General features: G+C 68.0%; 15 protein-coding genes. 7 read left to right on the top strand and 8 right to left on the bottom strand.

The window, feature by feature from the left end; genetic code table 11:
• Positions 1 to 13 precede the first annotated feature (13 nt).
• Complete coding sequence (locus tag BTE28158_RS14005; RefSeq protein ID WP_151048003.1) at positions 14 to 1,021, bottom strand: Acg family FMN-binding oxidoreductase; 1,008 nt, start codon at positions 1,019 to 1,021, stop codon at positions 14 to 16.
• Between the two features lie 173 nt (positions 1,022 to 1,194).
• On the opposite strand from BTE28158_RS14005, the gene BTE28158_RS14000 reads away from it, so the two are divergent.
• Positions 1,195 to 2,184, top strand: coding sequence for a zinc-dependent alcohol dehydrogenase family protein (locus BTE28158_RS14000; RefSeq protein WP_124625305.1), 990 nt, complete (start codon positions 1,195 to 1,197; stop codon positions 2,182 to 2,184).
• 25 nt (positions 2,185 to 2,209) lie between these two features.
• Here BTE28158_RS14000 and fnr read toward each other — a convergent pair whose 3' ends face one another.
• From fnr to BTE28158_RS13985, 3 genes are all read right to left on the bottom strand, one after another.
• The gene (gene fnr / locus BTE28158_RS13995; RefSeq protein WP_151048004.1) at positions 2,210 to 2,983 is read right to left on the bottom strand and encodes a fumarate/nitrate reduction transcriptional regulator Fnr; all 774 of its coding nucleotides are present in this window, start codon (positions 2,981 to 2,983) and stop codon (positions 2,210 to 2,212) included.
• A gap of 385 nt (positions 2,984 to 3,368) precedes the next feature.
• Positions 3,369 to 4,016 (bottom strand): response regulator, encoded by a 648-nt coding sequence (locus tag BTE28158_RS13990; RefSeq protein WP_124901616.1) that lies wholly within the window; start codon positions 4,014 to 4,016, stop codon positions 3,369 to 3,371.
• The gene (locus BTE28158_RS13985) at positions 4,013 to 6,001 is read right to left on the bottom strand and encodes a PAS domain S-box protein (RefSeq protein WP_151048005.1); all 1,989 of its coding nucleotides are present in this window, start codon (positions 5,999 to 6,001) and stop codon (positions 4,013 to 4,015) included. Before BTE28158_RS13985 ends, BTE28158_RS13990 begins: the two co-directional genes overlap by 4 nt.
• 248 nt (positions 6,002 to 6,249) lie before the next feature.
• Between BTE28158_RS13985 and BTE28158_RS13980 the strand changes: the two genes are divergently transcribed.
• Positions 6,250 to 6,720 (top strand): universal stress protein, encoded by a 471-nt coding sequence (locus BTE28158_RS13980; RefSeq protein ID WP_151048017.1) that lies wholly within the window; start codon positions 6,250 to 6,252, stop codon positions 6,718 to 6,720.
• 54 nt (positions 6,721 to 6,774) lie between these two features.
• Here BTE28158_RS13980 and BTE28158_RS13975 read toward each other — a convergent pair whose 3' ends face one another.
• From BTE28158_RS13975 to BTE28158_RS13960, 4 genes are all read right to left on the bottom strand, one after another.
• Positions 6,775 to 7,608, bottom strand: coding sequence for a universal stress protein (locus tag BTE28158_RS13975; protein ID WP_124901618.1), 834 nt, complete (start codon positions 7,606 to 7,608; stop codon positions 6,775 to 6,777).
• Positions 7,605 to 8,108 (bottom strand): universal stress protein, encoded by a 504-nt coding sequence (locus BTE28158_RS13970; protein WP_124901619.1) that lies wholly within the window; start codon positions 8,106 to 8,108, stop codon positions 7,605 to 7,607. Before BTE28158_RS13970 ends, BTE28158_RS13975 begins: the two co-directional genes overlap by 4 nt.
• Before the next feature lie 69 nt (positions 8,109 to 8,177).
• Positions 8,178 to 9,377, bottom strand: coding sequence for an acetate/propionate family kinase (locus BTE28158_RS13965; protein WP_124901620.1), 1,200 nt, complete (start codon positions 9,375 to 9,377; stop codon positions 8,178 to 8,180).
• Between the two features lie 8 nt (positions 9,378 to 9,385).
• On the bottom strand, positions 9,386 to 10,225 hold the full coding sequence (locus BTE28158_RS13960) for a universal stress protein (protein WP_151048006.1): 840 nt from the start codon (positions 10,223 to 10,225) through the stop codon (positions 9,386 to 9,388).
• Positions 10,226 to 10,415: 190 nt separating this feature from the next.
• Between BTE28158_RS13960 and BTE28158_RS13955 the strand changes: the two genes are divergently transcribed.
• The 5 genes from BTE28158_RS13955 to BTE28158_RS13935 are packed head-to-tail and all read left to right on the top strand — an operon-like array spanning position 10,416 to position 15,564.
• Positions 10,416 to 10,946, top strand: a complete 531-nt coding sequence (locus tag BTE28158_RS13955) for a hypothetical protein (protein WP_151048007.1) — start codon at positions 10,416 to 10,418, stop codon at positions 10,944 to 10,946.
• A complete protein-coding gene (locus BTE28158_RS13950; protein WP_124625275.1) occupies positions 10,936 to 11,682 on the top strand; it encodes a beta-ketoacyl-ACP reductase in 747 nt (248 codons plus the stop codon). Before BTE28158_RS13955 ends, BTE28158_RS13950 begins: the two co-directional genes overlap by 11 nt.
• Positions 11,679 to 13,499 carry a PHA/PHB synthase family protein gene (locus BTE28158_RS13945; RefSeq protein ID WP_151048008.1) on the top strand — a complete coding sequence of 607 codons (1,821 nt, stop codon included), beginning with the start codon at positions 11,679 to 11,681 and terminating at the stop codon, positions 13,497 to 13,499. The genes BTE28158_RS13950 and BTE28158_RS13945 overlap by 4 nt, the downstream gene beginning before the upstream one ends.
• Positions 13,496 to 14,527, top strand: a complete 1,032-nt coding sequence (locus tag BTE28158_RS13940; protein WP_151048009.1) for a bifunctional enoyl-CoA hydratase/phosphate acetyltransferase — start codon at positions 13,496 to 13,498, stop codon at positions 14,525 to 14,527. Before BTE28158_RS13945 ends, BTE28158_RS13940 begins: the two co-directional genes overlap by 4 nt.
• Positions 14,524 to 15,564 carry a zinc-dependent alcohol dehydrogenase family protein gene (locus BTE28158_RS13935; RefSeq protein ID WP_124901624.1) on the top strand — a complete coding sequence of 347 codons (1,041 nt, stop codon included), beginning with the start codon at positions 14,524 to 14,526 and terminating at the stop codon, positions 15,562 to 15,564. The genes BTE28158_RS13940 and BTE28158_RS13935 overlap by 4 nt, the downstream gene beginning before the upstream one ends.
• Positions 15,565 to 15,630: the final 66 nt, after the last annotated feature.

Raw genomic sequence — 15,630 nt, 5'->3', positions numbered from 1 at the left:
TTCCTCGTCGAGATCAGGAGAAGGAGACCACTTCGTCGAGCGGGCGACGCGGCGAATGCGGCGTATGCGGACCGCGCCCGACGCGCAGCAGCAACTGCGGCTGGCCGCGCAGTCCGAGCATATGGCATAGATGGGCACGCAACCCGGCCGTCTCGATCGGCTGGTTCAGGTACGACGCGGTATAGCCCGCGCGCGTCGCAACGAGCAGGATGCGCTCCAGCGCCTGGCCGGCGGCGAGCCACGCTTCGCGATCGTCGCGCAAGGTCGCGATGCACACGATCAACGGCGATGCGCCGACGAGCTGGTGATGCAGCGCGGCCAGCCCGTTGCCGAGATCGAAGGTCCGTACCGCCATCGTCACGACGGGCGCGGCGAAGTCCAGCAACGTCGGCACGCCTGCCGCGAATGCCGGCATGCCGTCGACGTGCCGGCGCGGATCGATCCAGCTCGCCAGCTCCCGCCTGAAGCGCGGGTCCGCGAACTGCTGACGGTCGGCCTCGGCGACCAGCTCCGCGACGCGTGCGCGATGCGCGATCGAGTCGACGCACGCGACATCGGCGCCTTCCGCGACACCGGCCGCGATCAACGCTTGCTGGATTTCGTCCGGCACGGCCGTCGATTCGAAAGGGGCGCGCGTCGTGACGCGGTCAGGAATCGCGTCGAACAGCGCGCCGAGGGACGCATCGGAATAGCCGTCGTCACAGATCCGGACCGTCGCAAGGAGATCGGGGTCGACTTCGGAAGGGAACGTGCTGATCGTGTGGGCGAGCCCGGCGTGATCGAGCGCGACACGCAGGTTGAGCAACGCCGCGCCGCAGCTGATGATCAGTTCGCGATCGAACGGATCGACCACGGGCAACGCGCGAACGCGATCCGCGCACAAGGAAATCGTGGCGCCGTTGACCAGGAAGCGCCACGGCTGGGAATTGTGGCTGGACGGAGCCAGCACCGCGTAGCCCAGCAACTCCCTCAACTGATGCTCGGGACGGGCGCTTGCGGCAAGCGGGGGAACGGATATCATCGATCATCTCCAGGTTGCCGCGCGGGCGGCGTCACGCCACTTCATCGTGTCAGCAACCGTCCCGCGGCCGTTGACCCACGTCAAGCGCCCTTCATCGGGGCCAACGCAGGCGGTCCCCGACGACTACGCTTGGGAAGCGAAGCGCGCGAAACCGGTCGCGCAGGGAGGCGAGCATGCTTGCGATGATGTTTGACGGCACGACACCGCATTTGCGCGAAGCGCGCGTGCCGGATCCGTCGCCCGCGGCGGGCCAGTTGCTGATCGACGTACATGCATGCGGCGTGTGCCGGACCGATCTGCACGTCGTCGACGGCGAGCTCGCGCACCCGAAGCTGCCGCTGATTCCAGGGCACGAAATCGTCGGAACGGTGCGCCGACTGGGCGAAGGCGTGACGGCCTTCGCCGTAGGCGACCGGGTAGGCGTTCCCTGGCTAGGGTCGACGTGCGGGCATTGCGCGTACTGCACGTCCGGCCGCGAGAACCTGTGCGACAGCCCCGGATTCACCGGCTATACGATCGACGGCGGCTATGCCGAGTGCGCGGTCGCCGATCACCGCTATTGCGTGCATCTGCCGCAACGCTATTCCGATCTGGAGGCGGCGCCGCTCCTGTGCGCCGGCCTGATCGGTTATCGAACCTTGCGCATGGCGGGCGGCGCACGCCGCATCGGCATCTACGGTTTCGGGGCGGCGGCCCATCTCGTCGCGCAGGTCGCGCATTTCGAAGGACGCAAGGTGTTCGCGCTGACGAAGCCCGGCGACGTGGCGGCGCAGCAGCTCGCGCTGTCGCTGGGTGCCGCGTGGGCCGGCGGCAGCGACGAAGCGCCGCCGGAGCCGCTCGATGCCGCGCTGATTTTCGCGCCGGTGGGCGCGCTGGTGCCGGCGGCGCTGCGCGCGGTCGACAAAGGCGGGATCGTCGTGTGCGGCGGCATTCACATGAGCGACATCCCGGGCTTTCCGTACGCGTGGCTGTGGGGCGAGCGCCGCATCGCATCGGTGGCCAATCTGACGCGTGCGGACGCAGTCGAATTCATGCGGATCGCCGCCGCGATGCCGCTGCGGGTCGAGGCGGTGCGCTACGCGCTGACGGATGCGAACCGCGCACTCGACGACCTGCGCGGCGGGCGCGTATCGGGCGCCGCCGTGCTGGGCATGCGCGGTTGATCGCCTCGACGGCTTCGCGGCGCGCTCAGATCTGCCGCAGGCCGTCCGAATCGACGATCCGGATCTGCTTGCCTTGCGCTGCGAGGAGCCCCTTGTGCTGGAACTTCGACAGCATGCGGCTGACCGTTTCGAGCTTCATGCCGAGATATTCGCCGATTTCGTCGCGCGTCATCCGCAGCACGAATTCCGCGGCCGAGTAGCCGCGCGCCTTGAAGCGCGCGGAAAGATTCAGCAGGAACGCGGCCACCCGCTGCTCGGCACTCATCGTGCCGAGCAGCAGCATCTGGGAGGATTCGCGCACGATCTCGCCGCTCATCATTTGATACACGTGATGCTGCATGGGCCGCACTTCACGGCACATCTGCTCGAGCTGGCCGAACGGGATGATGCAGACCGTGCTGTCCTCGAGCGCGATCGCGTCGCCGTTGTGGTGCCCGGTGTGCACGCCATCGAGCCCGAGCGATTCGCCGACGATCTGGAAGCCGGTGATCTGCTCGTCGCCGTCGCGATGCATCACGATGGTCTTGAACGATCCGGTTCTCACTGCATAAATGCTGTTGAATGCGTCGCCCGCGCGGAACAGCGTTTCGCCGCGCCTGACGTGGCGCGTCGTGCAGATCATCGCGTCGACGCGCACGAAATCGTCGGGCGAAAGATCGGGCGGCAGGCAGACGGTGCGCAATGCACACGTCGAACAACGGGACGCGGCGCGCTTGGGCTGATCCGTCGGTTCGACGGCGTGCAGCGGGATGAACGGGCGTAACGGCATGGCCGTCGAGACTTCGGCACTGCTCTGCATGATCGGCTCCAGTTCGGGGGCAGCGGCGGCTTGCCGTCGGGCGGGGTGCGCTGACCGTTGTACCGGCGGCCTTGGTCTCTGCCGCCTTCCTGTCGGGAAAACCCCACCGGACGCGCCGGGAGACCGATATGCCGGTCTCGTCGATGATGCGGCCTTGGCTCCGGGAGGCACGTGTGTTCGCTTTTCTTGATGTGCAGTATGGATGTTGCGCAACGTCAAGAAAATCAGCCGGAATTGAAGTTGGCGTAGGTGAGATGGAAGTCTTGTAGGGGGGTTCCTACAAAGGCGCGGCAACTTGTCGCGAGCGTCGCCGCGCCCGCATGGCCGTCGTCAGCGATACTTTCGGGGCATCAAGACCGGGGCGCGGCCATGCCGGATGCCGCCGTCAGAGGTCGTCCGGGTCCTCGAACAGCTTGTGGCGCATCGCGTAGCGCACGAGTGCCGTGTCGTTCGGCATCTGCATCTTCTCGAGGATCCGCGTCTTGTACGTGCTGACGGTCTTGACGCTGACGCAGAGCGCCTGCGCGATTTCGGAAATCGACTCGCCGATGGTGACGCGCCGGAAGACGTCGAACTCGCGGTCGGACAGGCGCTGGTGCGGCAGGAGATCGGTCGGCTCGTTCAGACTCTGCGCGAACTGCTCGGCCATGGTCAGGCTGACGTAGACGCCGCCGGCCGCGATCTTGCTCAATGCAGCGACCAGTTCGGCGCTGGCACTTTCCTTGGTCATGTAGCCCGAGGCGCCCGCCCGGAACGCACGCACCGCATATTGCTGTTCGGCATGCATCGTCAGCACGAGGATATGCAATCCCGGCTTCTCGTCCTTGACCTGCTTGATGAGTTCGACACCGTTGCGGCCGGGCATCGACAGGTCGAGCACCAGCACGTCGGCGTCCCTGTCGCGCATGAGCGCGATCGTCGAGGCACCGTCGTGCGCTTCCCCGACGACCTCGAAACCGCTCGCGCTCTGCAGGATGTGTCGAAGACCCTCCCTGACGAGTGCGTGGTCGTCGGCGATGAGTACCCTGATCATGACAGCACATCTCCTTGCTGGATGGCGTGAAGCGGCAGCGCCACGGTGATCGTGAATCCCGCGCCTGGCCGGTTGTCGATCGTCACCGTCCCGTCGAGCATGTGCGCGCGCTCGCGGATGCCGATCAGGCCGAACGACGGGCGTTCCTGCGCATCGCGGGTGTGCTCCGGCGCGCCGTGACCGTTGTCCGCGATGCGCAGCATGCAATATCCGTCTTCCACTTTCAATGCGAGCTTCACGTGCGTCGCGTCCGCGTGCCGCGCGACGTTGGTCAGCGCCTCCTGCACGATGCGGAACAGCGTGGTCGAGCCGGTGCCCGTGAACGCGGTGTCGACGGGCGCGATGTCCCGGTCGACCGTGATCCGGTAGCGGCGCGTGAAATCGTTTGCAAGCCATTCGATCGCCGGAACGAGGCCCAGGTCGTCGAGCATCACCGGCCGCAGATCGGCCGCGATGCGCCGCACGGACGCAACGATCGAATCGATCAGGCGATGCATGCCGCCCAACTGCTCGCGCACACCGGTATTGGGGGCGACAACACCACCGAGCCCCAGCTCGACGGCCGAGAGATCCATCTTGAGCGCGGTGAGTTGCTGGCCGAGGTCGTCGTGCAACTCGCGGGCGATGCGCGTCTTCTCTTCCTCGCGCACGTTCTGCAGGTTGGCGGACAGGTCGCGCAGTTCCTCGCGTGACTGCTTGAGGGCATTTTCCGCGCGCATGCGCTCGGTCACGTCGCGCAGCATGACCGTGTATAGCTTGCCGGTGCCGTCGCGAATCTGCGAGATCGACGCCTCGATCGGAAACTCGGTGCCGTCGGCGCGCAAGCCGAACAGCACGCGCTGCCGCCCCATCTGGCGCTCCGACACGCCCGTCACGCCGAATTGCTCGACGTGTCGCGCATGCGCGGCGCGGAAGCGCTCGGGGATGAAGCGGGACAGCGGAGCGCCGACCGCCTCCATCGCGGAGACGCCGAACACGCGTTCGGCGGCCGGGTTGAAGATCACGATCGTCTGGCTTTCGTCGACGGTGATGATGGCCTCCATCGACGACCGGATGATGCCCATCATCCGCGCCTCGGTGGGTTGGCTGTCGCCGGCGGGCATACCGGCGAGCCCTCGCTTCGCGACGACCTGCTGCACGAGCGCGGCCAGCGTCAGCGAGAGCACGGTGCCGGCCAGCAGGACGGCCATCATGAAGCCGGACGTGTCGGCGCGCGGCGCGCTGTAGCGCAGCGAGAGCGGCGTGCCGCCGAACGTCAGCGAATCGGTTCGCTGGAGCATGTCGCGTGCGGCAGTCGAGTCGCCGACGCCTCCGGAGTACACCGGCGCGGCCGGATTGTCGGCCGTGATTTCCAGGTGCAAGCGGTCGAGAACGGACGAATCGACGAGGCGATCCGGATTCAGCGCCGCAAAAACGTACCCGGTGGCCGTCGCGTGCTGCGGCCCGGACGAAGCGATATCTTGAGCGCTCCCATAAATCGGCAGGTACAGCGTCAGGTCCGTCCGGGCAATCATTGAATCAGTGCTGTCCTGGATCGCGTTCGCGGCGAGCGCGACCCTGCCGGTTTCCGCCGTGCGCTGCAGCGCCTGCCGGGTCGCCTGATTGTCCTCCGCCGCGCTCGGCTCGATTCTCCCGAGGCTGCGGACGGGCGACTGCAATCCGTCCAGATTCAGACTGGCGAGATAGCGGCGCCACGCAGCCCCGGATTGCGGCGCGGGCAGGGTTGATGCAAAGCCGCGCGCGCTGCGCAATACGGCAGCCGCGCCGAGGAGGGTGCGCCGAAGGTCGGCCGTCGCGAGTATCGCGGTTTGCTCGAACCTCGCCTGGGCGACGTGCCGTGCCCCGTTCTGCAGTGCCCGGGACGCCGCAAACGTTGCAGTCAGGCCAAGCGCCAGCGTCAGCAGCGCGGCCATGGCTGCATATCGCGCGGGCCGGATCCGGCGCGACGCCGGCCCGGCCCTGAAGGGGGGCGAATTCGTTGTCATTGCCGTTGATCCTGACCGACTTCGTCGGTGGCTGGCTGGCGGCGGGCCGGACGCGAGGCACGAACAGCGTGGCGGGCCGCAACTGCGATATCGCCCCGGATTGTGCGCGCTTTCCTGACGTTCGCCAATCGGGACCGATTCGTACGGGCGGCACCGTGCGTGCTTGACCCGTGTCAACGGAAAGGCGCCCGCCGGGATCAGACTGGTTTCACGAACCGGTCGAATCCGGACGACGGCAGGGAGGCACCATGTACCAAAGGATCTTTGTGGCACTCGACGGCAGCCGCAGTGCGCGGCTCGCGCTCGACGAGGCGATTTCGCTCGCCCGCGATTCGGGCAGCCTGGTCATCGCCATGTGCGTGGTATCGGATGCGCCACGGCTGGCCGACGTCGATAGCGGCTATATCGACCAGCGCGACCCGGCCGGACTGGACGCGGACAGGGCCGCTGTCGCGGTCTCGGACGCGGAAACCGCGTTCCAGCTGTCCGGCGTGCGTGGCATCGCGCAAACGATCGACGCGTGCGGAGAGGACATCTCGGACGTGCTGGCGCGAGCCGCCGCCGAATGCGATGCGGATCTGATCGTGATGGGCACGCATGGCCGGCGCGGCGTGCGCCGTGCGTTGCTCGGCAGCGTCGCCGAATCGCTGGTGCGAATCGCAAATCGGCCGGTGCTGGTCGTACGGGAGGGGCCGGGCGCCTGCGCCAGCATGTTGTGACGGTCGGAGCAGGAAACGGGGCAGCCGCGAGTGGCCGACCCCGTTTGGGTTCGCTCAGTGAGACAGCAGGACCGGCACCGTCATCGTCTCGAGGATCGTGCGCGTCGCGCCGCCCAGCACGCGTTCGTGCATGCGGGCATGGCTGTACAGGCCCATCACCAGCAGATCCGCGTGCAGGTCGGTCGCCCGGTTCAGCAGCGTCGCACCCACGCTCACCGACCGTTCGCGCGGCGTGGTCGAGAACGACGCGCGAATGCCGTGCCGTTCGAGATACGCGGCGACGTCGACACCCGCCGGCGTCTTGTCCGGATCGGGCTGCCCGCGGGCGACCGTCTCGACGTTGACGAAGCGCGCGCGGGTGAGCAGCGGCAGTGCGTCGGCCATCGCGCGCGCGGCCTCGCGCCCACCGTCCCAGCCGATCAGCACGTTCTCGCCGAGCGTGCGCACGTCGCCCGCGTAGGGCACGACGAGCGCCGGGCGCCCGCTGCCCATCACGACGTCCTCGACGAAATGCCGTGCGACGTAGGTCAGGCGGTCGTCGGGGTTCTCCTGGCCGAGCACCAGCAGATCGGCGTGGCGCGCATGCAGGACCGCGGCCTCGGTGACGTTGCCGGTCGGCGCTTGCCATTCGACGCTGCGCCCGGCGCGTTCGGCGGCGATCAGGAACCTTTCTTCCGCGTCCTTGCGCCGCTGGTCGCACAGGCGTTCGTAGACCGCCAGCTTCAGCGGTTCGTCGGGCCGTCGCAACGGCTCGAAGAGGTCCTGGCAAACCACGTAGAGGCCGATCAGATGGGCGTTCCAGCGTCCCGCGAGTTCGAGGGCGAGGTCGACGCGCGTCGCACAGCGCTCGCTGTCGTCGAGATGAACGAGCAGGGTCTTGTAGCTCATGACGGCTCCTTTTCGGTTGATGCCGCGGTGGTCTCGGCGGACGCCTTCGCCGCGCTGCTCGCCGGAATCATCAGGACCGGGCACCTGGCCTGACGCAGCACGCGCTCGGCCACGCTGCCGAGGAAGAGGCGCTGGAAACCGCGCCGGCCGTGCGTGCCCATCACGATCAGGTCGGCGTTGATCTCGCCGGCGAGACCGACGATGTGTTGCGCGACGTCTTCACCCGCCGGCGCGACATTGGAGATCCGCGGCGTGCCGGCCACGTCGCGCGCTTTCATGCGTTTCGCCGCGTCTTCCGTGACGCGCAGCCCTTCCTCGCGGAATGCATCGATCAGGATCGACGGGTCGTATCCGTACGTGTCGTAGGCCGGCACCAGGAAATCGACGACATAGACGGGAGTCAGCCGTGCACCCGTCTCCGACGCGAGGTTCAGCGCGGCGTCGAGTGCGCGGGACGACGTATCACTGCCGTCGAGCGCAACCAGAATGTTCGAGTACATGACGTGTCCCCTGAACGGATGTTGATGCAATCATCATCGGCGCGCGCACGCCGATCGCGCTGATCTGGATCAACCGTCGCGGTTGCCGCGCAGCACGCGCACTGCGGCGCGCGCCGCGACCCAGGCTTCGTTGGTCGGCTCGACGACCACGGTGACCGCGCTCGACGCGGACGACACGACATGCGCGTGGGCGGCATTCGCGCGCGCGTCGAGCGCGATGCCGAGCCACCCGAGCGACGCGCAGATCCGCTCGCGCAGTTCCGCCGAGTGTTCGCCGATGCCGGCGGTGAAGACCAGCATGTCGAGGCCGCCCAGCAGCGCGGTCAGCGCGCCGGTTTCACGCACGATGCGATGGACGTACAGCGCCAGCGCGTCGCGGGCCGGCTCGTCGCCGGCCGCTTCGCAAGCGAGCAGCACGCGCGGATCGCCGGATGCCCCCGACACGCCCTTGAGCCCCGACTCGTGATACAGCAGGTGTCCCAGGGCGTCGCCGGACAGCTTGCCGACCTCGAGCAGGTGGAGGACGACGCCAGGGTCGAGCGTCCCGCAGCGGGTGCTCATCATCAATCCGTCGAGCGCGGAGAAGCCCATGGTCGTCGCGACGCTGCGGCAGTCGCGCAGCGCGCACAGGCTCGCGCCGCTGCCGAGATGGGCGGCGATCACGCGGCCATGCGCACGTGCGCCGAACGATTCGGCGAGCGCGATGGACAGGTATTCGTACGACAGCCCATGGAATCCGTAGCGGCGCACGCCCTGGTCGAACCACGCATGCGGCAACGGCAGCAGCTGCTCGACGCGCGGCAGCGTGCGATGAAACGCGGTGTCGAACACGGCGATCTGCGGGACATCCGGAAACGCGTCGCGCAGCGCGTCGATCGCATCCAGGCTGTGCGGCTGATGCAAGGGTGCCAGCGGCGTCAGCGTGCGCAGCGCGTCCAGCGCTTCACCGTCGATGACCATCGGCTCCACGTATCGCGCGCCGCCGTGTACGACGCGATGTGCGATCGCGCCCAGCGTGATGTGCGGCAACCGTACGCGAATCCACATCGCGATCTGCGCGAGCACGGCGCGGTAGGGATCGCCCCCGACGAGCGGCAGCGAACCGTCCGAATCGGCATCGAACCGGATCGACACGCTGTTGCCGGCCGCGACCGCTTCGCCGCCGTGCAACGGCTGCCGCACGGGATCGCCGTGCGGCGGATACGCGAAGATCGAGAACTTGACGCTCGACGAACCGGCATTCACGACGAGCAGTGCGAGCGTACGCATCGGCCGGCTCAGTGCGACATCAGCACTGGCAGCGTCATCGACGCCAGCACCGTGCGCGTGGCGCCGCCCATCACCAGCTCGCGCCAGCGCGGATGGCCGTAGGCGCCCATCACGAGCAGGTCGGAACCCGTTTCATAAGCGCGCGACAGCAACGTGTCGCCGATCGCCGAGCCGGCGCCGGCATCGATATCGAGCACGTTCACGTCGCGTGCATGGCGCGCCAGCATCAGCGCGGCGTCGGCGGCCGGAATACGCGTGGTTGCCGCTTCCGAATTGCCGTCGATCACGGCGGCGACCGTCGTGCGCTTCGCGTGCTCGAGAAAGGGAATCGCGTCCTGCGCGGCGCGGACCGCTTCCCGGCTGCCGTCCCACGCGACGAACACCCGTTCGCCGATCGACGGGAATTCGCCGGTGTAAGGCACGAACAGCACCGGGCGACCGGCGGACAACACGAGGTTTTCAGGAAACTGGTCGTCGATGAAGGTCTCGGGATCGTTCGGGTCGCTCTGGCCCGCGATCACGAGGTCGGCCAGGCGTGCGGCGCGCGGCACGGCCAGGTTGGCGCGATCGTCGGCACGCACCCAGGCGGCCTGCACTTTCGCGCGGGCCGTCTCCGCATGGAACAGGCGTTCCAGCGCGGCGAGCCGTTCGTCGCGCTGTTCGCGGTGTTCACGGAAGTAATCGGCGGACCCGGCCATCACGTAGAACGAATGCGGTTCCGGTGTGTAGACCGCGTACAGGCCGGTCAGATGCGCACCGAAGCGCCGGGCGAGACGCAACGCGAGCTCGAGCCGCGAATGCGCGCGGGCGCTCGAATCGAGGTGCACGACTATGCTCTTGTAGCTCATCGGGATCGCTCCATCGACGGGGGAACCGCCAGTGCAATCCAGTCTACGGAGCAGGGTTTCCGCGTACTTGACTCAGATCAACGGCCCCCTTGCGCGATGCCCGCACAGTGAAGCGGTCGCGATGCCGATCCCGGGCAGGCGGCATGTGGCGGAATGCCAACCCATTGACCGGATCGAAAGAGGAAAGCCGATGAGTACGTACGCTTTGACGACACCGAATGACGTTTGCCGCGCGGGCTGCGATCTCGCGTTGCGCATGGTCGCGCAGAACCGCGACTGGCAGCATGAATGGCATGCGCTGGCAGGGCGGCGCATCGAGCGCGACCGCGACGCGGTTCGTCATCTGCAGCAGGCGCTTGCGGACACGAAGGAGTGGACGGCCTTCGGCGAGGCGGCCCGGCAGGTGATGCGCGACTACGCGATCGCGAGCGTCGCGATCTGGCAGGATGCCACCGAGCTGTGCATGCGAGCGCAATACGAGAGCGCCGGCGCATGGCGCACCTGGGCGCGCGAATACGGCGCAGGCGCGCTGTCGCGTTATCAGACCGACTGGTTGCCCGATCTGGAACGACTGGCCGTGGTCAACGAAGCCAGCATGCCGTGGGCAGACTGGATGACGGCACTGGAACACGGGATCGAGGACGAGGCCGGCGCGGCGCCGGGTACCCCCCGCCGCCTGAACGGCATGGCTGGCGCACGGGAGAACGGCCATGCGCGCTGAACGTGTCGCTTTCATTACGGGAGGCATGGGCGGGCTCGGCGCCGCGATCAGCCGTCGCCTGCACGATGCCGGCATGACGGTGGCGGTGTCGCACACCGAAGGCAACGACCACGTCGCGACGTGGCTCACGCACGAACGCGAGGCGGGCAGGACGTTCCACGCGTTCGAGGTCGACGTCGCCGACTACGATTCGTGCCAGCATTGCGGGGCCCGCGTGCTGGCCGAGTTCGGGCGCGTCGACGTGCTCGTCAACAACGCCGGGATCACGCACGACGCCACCTTCGTGAAGATGACCAAGAGCATGTGGGATGCGGTGCTGCGCACCAATCTCGACGGCATGTTCAACATGACGAAGCCGTTCGTGCCGGGGATGATCGAGGCCGGCTTCGGGCGGATCGTGAACATCGGCTCGGTGAACGGTTCGCGCGGCGCATACGGGCAGGCGAACTACGCGGCCGCGAAGGCTGGCATCCACGGCTTCACGAAGGCGCTGGCGCTCGAGCTCGCGCGCCACGGCGTCACGGTCAACACGGTTGCGCCTGGCTATCTGGCGACCGCAATGCTCGAGACGGTGCCGAAGGAAGTGCTCGACACGAAGATCCTGCCGCAGATTCCGGTCGGCCGCCTTGGCAATCCTGACGAAATCGCCGAGCTCGTCGCCTTCCTGTGTTCCGACGCGGGGGCTTTCGCGACGGGCGCGGAATTCGACGTCAACGGCGGCATGCACATGCGATGAAAGCATCCGTCATGCACTTGCCGATCGAGCACGAATCGATGCGGCCAACGGGTACGAGCGAACCGGCGTCGCGCGCGGCCGAATGCACGCCGGTCCGCACGTCGCCCGCCGAACAATGGAACCGCGCCGCGCATGCGAACGTGGCCGCGATGACCTTCGGGCTGTCGCCCGTGTCGATGGCGCTGGCCATGCTCGACTGGGGTGCGCATCTGGCCGTGTCGCCGGGAAAATGCTTCGAGCTTGCGACGCAGGCGTGGCTGGCTGCCGCTACCCCGGCCGCAAGCCGGGGCGAGGGCGAGGCCGACGAGGCCGACACGAGCGGCCTGGCCGTGCACGCCGGGCAGGCCGACCCGCGCTTCGCGGCGCCCGCGTGGGCCGGATGGCCGTTTTGCGCGTATCGCGACGTCTTCCTGTCGATCCAGCGCTGGTGGCGCGACGCGACGCGCGGCGTGCCGGGTGTCGAACGGCACCACGAGGAACTGGTCGGATTCATCGCGCGACAGTGGCTCGACGCGTGCTCGCCGGGCAATTTCCTGGCGACCAACCCGGTCGTGCTCGACGCGACGATGCGCAGCGGCGGCGCGAATCTCGCGGCAGGCTTCCGGAACTGGCTCGACGACGCGAATGCACTGCTCGATCGCACAAGCGGCACGCGGGCCCGCGACACTCGCAGCTATCTGCCGGGGCGCGACGTGGCGATCACGCCGGGCCGCGTCGTGTGGCGCAACGCGCTGTGCGAGCTGCTGCAATACGACCCGACGACGCCCACCGTGGCACGCGAGCCGATCCTGATCGTGCCGTCGTGGATCATGAAGTACTACATCCTCGACCTGCAGCCGCACGATTCGCTGATCCGCTTCCTGGTCGATGCCGGCCACACGGTGTTTGCCGTGTCGTGGCGCAATCCGGGCGCGGAAGCGCGCGAGCTCGGGCTCGACGATTATCTGCGTGACGGGTGCATGGCGGCGCTCGACGCCGTCCGGTCGATCTGCGGCGAAGCCGTCCACGCGGTCGGCTACTGCCTCGGCGGCACGCTGCTGGCGATCGCTGCGGCGGCGCTCGCGCGCGACGGGCGGCAGCACGACGCATTGCGGTCGGTCACGTTGCTGGCGGCCCAGACCGATTTCAGCGAACCCGGCGAACTCGGCCTCTTCATCGACGCGAGCGAACTGTCTGCGCTCGATGCGCTGATGTGGCGGCAGGGCTACCTGGACGGCGCGCAGATGTCCGCCGCGTTCCAGCTGCTAAACGCGCGCGACCTGATCTGGTCGCGCATGATGAGCGAATACCTGCTCGGCACGCGCACCAAGCCGAATGACCTGATGTCGTGGAACGAGGACACCACGCGCATGCCGTATCGCATGCATACGGAATACCTGACGCGGCTCTTTCTCGACAACGATCTCGCGGCCGGCCGCTACTGCGTCGACGGGCGACCGGTCGCGCTGTCGGATATCGTCGTGCCGACGTTCGCGGTCGGGACCGAACGCGATCACGTGTCGCCCTGGCGCTCCGTCTATAAGCTGCATTTGCTCACGCACCACGCGCTGACGTTCGTGCTGACCTCCGGCGGCCACAATGCCGGCATCGTGTCCGAGCCCGGGCATCCGGGGCGCCACTATCGCTGCGCGACGCGCGCGCCCGGCGCGCCTTACCGCAGCCGGCACGACTTCGTGAGCGAAACACCCGCGGTCGACGGATCGTGGTGGACATGCTGGCGCGACTGGTTGCGCGCGCATTCGTCGGGCGACGTGCCGGCGCGGGTGCCGGCCGCCGGCTTCGGCGCCGCACCCGGCACCTACGTGCTCGAGACATGAACATGAACCTGCATCCGGATGTGTCCGTCGGCGCGTGCCTGCCCGGGCTGTTGCCGCGCGCGGACGGCGAACTTCCCGAACTCATCGAGCGTGCGCGCCACGCGCCGCCGCTGACGGTGGCCGTCGTGCATCCGTGCGACACGGCCAGTCTCGTCGCGCTTGCCGCGATCAATGCGTCGCCGTTGGGCGCGTCGATCGAGCCACTGATCGTCGCGCCGCGTGCGAAGGTGTTGCGCGTGGCGGACGAGGCGGGCGTCGATCTGTCGAAATGGACGATCGAGGACGTGCCGCACAGCCACGCGGCGGCGGCCCGGGCGGTGGAGCTCGCGAAGTCGGGCCGCGTCGGCGCACTGATGAAGGGCAGCCTGCATACCGACGAGCTGATGGGCGCGGTCGTCGCCGCGGAATCGGGCCTGCGCACGGACAAGCGCATGTCTCACTGTTTCCTGATCGAGGCGCCCGCCTATCCGCGCCCGTTCCTGCTGACCGACGCGGCCGTCAATATCGCACCGGATCTCGCGCAGAAGGCGGCCATCACGCAGAACGCGATCGACGTCGCGCATGCGCTGCGCGTTGCATGCCCGCGCGTGGCCGTGCTGTGCGCGGTCGAGACCGTCAATCCGGCGATGCGCTCGACGCTCGACGCGGCGGCCCTGGCGAAGATGGCCGAGCGCGGGCAGATCACGGGGGCGATCGTCGACGGCCCGCTCGCGTTCGACAACGCGATATCGCTGCGGGCCGCGCGCGAGAAGGGGATCGACTCGCCGGTTGCCGGCCGTGCCGACATCCTGGTCGTGCCCGATATCGAAGCGGGCAACATGCTCGCGAAACAGCTCGAATACCTGGGCGGTGCCGCCAACGCGGGCGTCGTCGTGGGCGCGCGCGTGCCGATCGTGCTGACGAGCCGCGCCGACGGCGTCGCCGTCCGGATCGCATCGTGTGCGCTCGCGGTGTTGCTGGCACAGGTCCGGCCTGACGCCGCCCCCATGCCTGAACAGGCCCCCCTTTCGATGGAGGAATCGCGATGAAAGCACTCGTTTACCACGGCCCAGGGCGCAAGGCGCTCGAACGGCGGCCCAAACCGGAACTGCAGTCGCCCACCGACGCGATCGTCCGCGTGACGCGCACGACGATCTGCGGCACCGATCTGCACATTCTCAAGGGCGACGTGCCGACGTGCGAACCGGGCCGCATTCTCGGTCATGAAGGCGTCGGCATCGTCGAGCAGGTCGGCGCCGCGGTTGATTCGTTGAAGCCCGGCGATCACGTGCTGATTTCGTGCATCTCGTCGTGCGGCCGCTGCGAGTATTGCCGTCGCGGACTGTATTCGCATTGCACGACCGGCGGCTGGATACTCGGCAACCGGATCGACGGCACGCAGGCCGAGTTCGTGCGCATCCCGCATGCGCCGACCAGCCTGTACCGGATTCCGGCAGGTTCGGACGAGGACGCGCTCGTGATGCTGTCCGACATCCTGCCGACCGGATTCGAATGCGGCGTGCTGAACGGCAAGGTGCAGCCGGGCTGCTCGGTCGCGATCGTCGGCGCGGGGCCGATCGGGCTGGCCGCGTTGCTGACCGCGCAGTTCTATTCGCCCGCGCGGGTCATCATGATCGATCCGGACAGCAACCGGCTCGAGGTTGCACGGCGTTTCGGCGCGACCGACTGCTTCGACGGCAGCGGCGGCGACCCGGTGGCGGAAGTCATGAAGCTGACCGACGGCGTGGGCGTGGATTGCGCGATCGAAGCGGTCGGCATTCCGGCGACGTTCGAGATGTGCACGTCGCTCGTGGCGCCCGGCGGGGTCGTCGCGAACGTCGGCGTGCACGGTGTCAAGGCCGACCTGCACCTCGAGAAGCTGTGGGATCGCAACATCTCGATCACGACGCGGCTCGTCGACACGGTCAGCACGCCGATGCTGCTTAAAACCGTGGGCGCCGGACGCCTCGATCCGGCGCGCCTGATCACGCACCGGTTCTCGCTCGACGACGTGGAACGCGCGTACGACACGTTCGGGCGCGCCGCGCAAACCCATGCGTTGAAGGTCATCATCGAAGTCGGCTGATTGCCGGGCCGTGCGCGGCGGGAACCGGCGGCCTCCGCCTCCCGTCACGCGCGGCGGGCATTTCGC

The sequence above is a fragment of the Burkholderia diffusa genome (assembly GCF_902499115.1).
GTDB classification, from domain to species: Bacteria; Pseudomonadota; Gammaproteobacteria; order Burkholderiales; family Burkholderiaceae; genus Burkholderia; species Burkholderia diffusa.
The sequence above is the reverse complement of the archived record's forward strand: the minus strand, read 5'-3'. Positions and strand labels throughout refer to the sequence as shown.

Bases quoted from the DNA above. Each gene is read 5' to 3' on its own strand.
- fnr (WP_151048004.1), bottom strand. From the start codon at position 2,983: ATGCAGAGCAGTGCCGAAGTCTCGACGGCCATGCCGTTACGCCCGTTC.
- BTE28158_RS14005 (WP_151048003.1), bottom strand. From the start codon at position 1,021: ATGATATCCGTTCCCCCGCTTGCCGCAAGCGCCCGTCCCGAGCATCAG.
- BTE28158_RS13955 (WP_151048007.1), top strand. From the start codon at position 10,416: ATGAGTACGTACGCTTTGACGACACCGAATGACGTTTGCCGCGCGGGC.
- BTE28158_RS13970 (WP_124901619.1), bottom strand. From the start codon at position 8,108: ATGTACTCGAACATTCTGGTTGCGCTCGACGGCAGTGATACGTCGTCC.
- BTE28158_RS13985 (WP_151048005.1), bottom strand. From the start codon at position 6,001: ATGACAACGAATTCGCCCCCCTTCAGGGCCGGGCCGGCGTCGCGCCGG.
- BTE28158_RS13980 (WP_151048017.1), top strand. From the start codon at position 6,250: ATGTACCAAAGGATCTTTGTGGCACTCGACGGCAGCCGCAGTGCGCGG.
- BTE28158_RS13965 (WP_124901620.1), bottom strand. From the start codon at position 9,377: ATGCGTACGCTCGCACTGCTCGTCGTGAATGCCGGTTCGTCGAGCGTC.
- BTE28158_RS13935 (WP_124901624.1), top strand. From the start codon at position 14,524: ATGAAAGCACTCGTTTACCACGGCCCAGGGCGCAAGGCGCTCGAACGG.
- BTE28158_RS13945 (WP_151048008.1), top strand. From the start codon at position 11,679: ATGAAAGCATCCGTCATGCACTTGCCGATCGAGCACGAATCGATGCGG.
- BTE28158_RS13975 (WP_124901618.1), bottom strand. From the start codon at position 7,608: ATGAGCTACAAGACCCTGCTCGTTCATCTCGACGACAGCGAGCGCTGT.
- BTE28158_RS13960 (WP_151048006.1), bottom strand. From the start codon at position 10,225: ATGAGCTACAAGAGCATAGTCGTGCACCTCGATTCGAGCGCCCGCGCG.
- BTE28158_RS14000 (WP_124625305.1), top strand. From the start codon at position 1,195: ATGCTTGCGATGATGTTTGACGGCACGACACCGCATTTGCGCGAAGCG.
- BTE28158_RS13940 (WP_151048009.1), top strand. From the start codon at position 13,496: ATGAACATGAACCTGCATCCGGATGTGTCCGTCGGCGCGTGCCTGCCC.
- BTE28158_RS13990 (WP_124901616.1), bottom strand. From the start codon at position 4,016: ATGATCAGGGTACTCATCGCCGACGACCACGCACTCGTCAGGGAGGGT.
- BTE28158_RS13950 (WP_124625275.1), top strand. From the start codon at position 10,936: ATGCGCGCTGAACGTGTCGCTTTCATTACGGGAGGCATGGGCGGGCTC.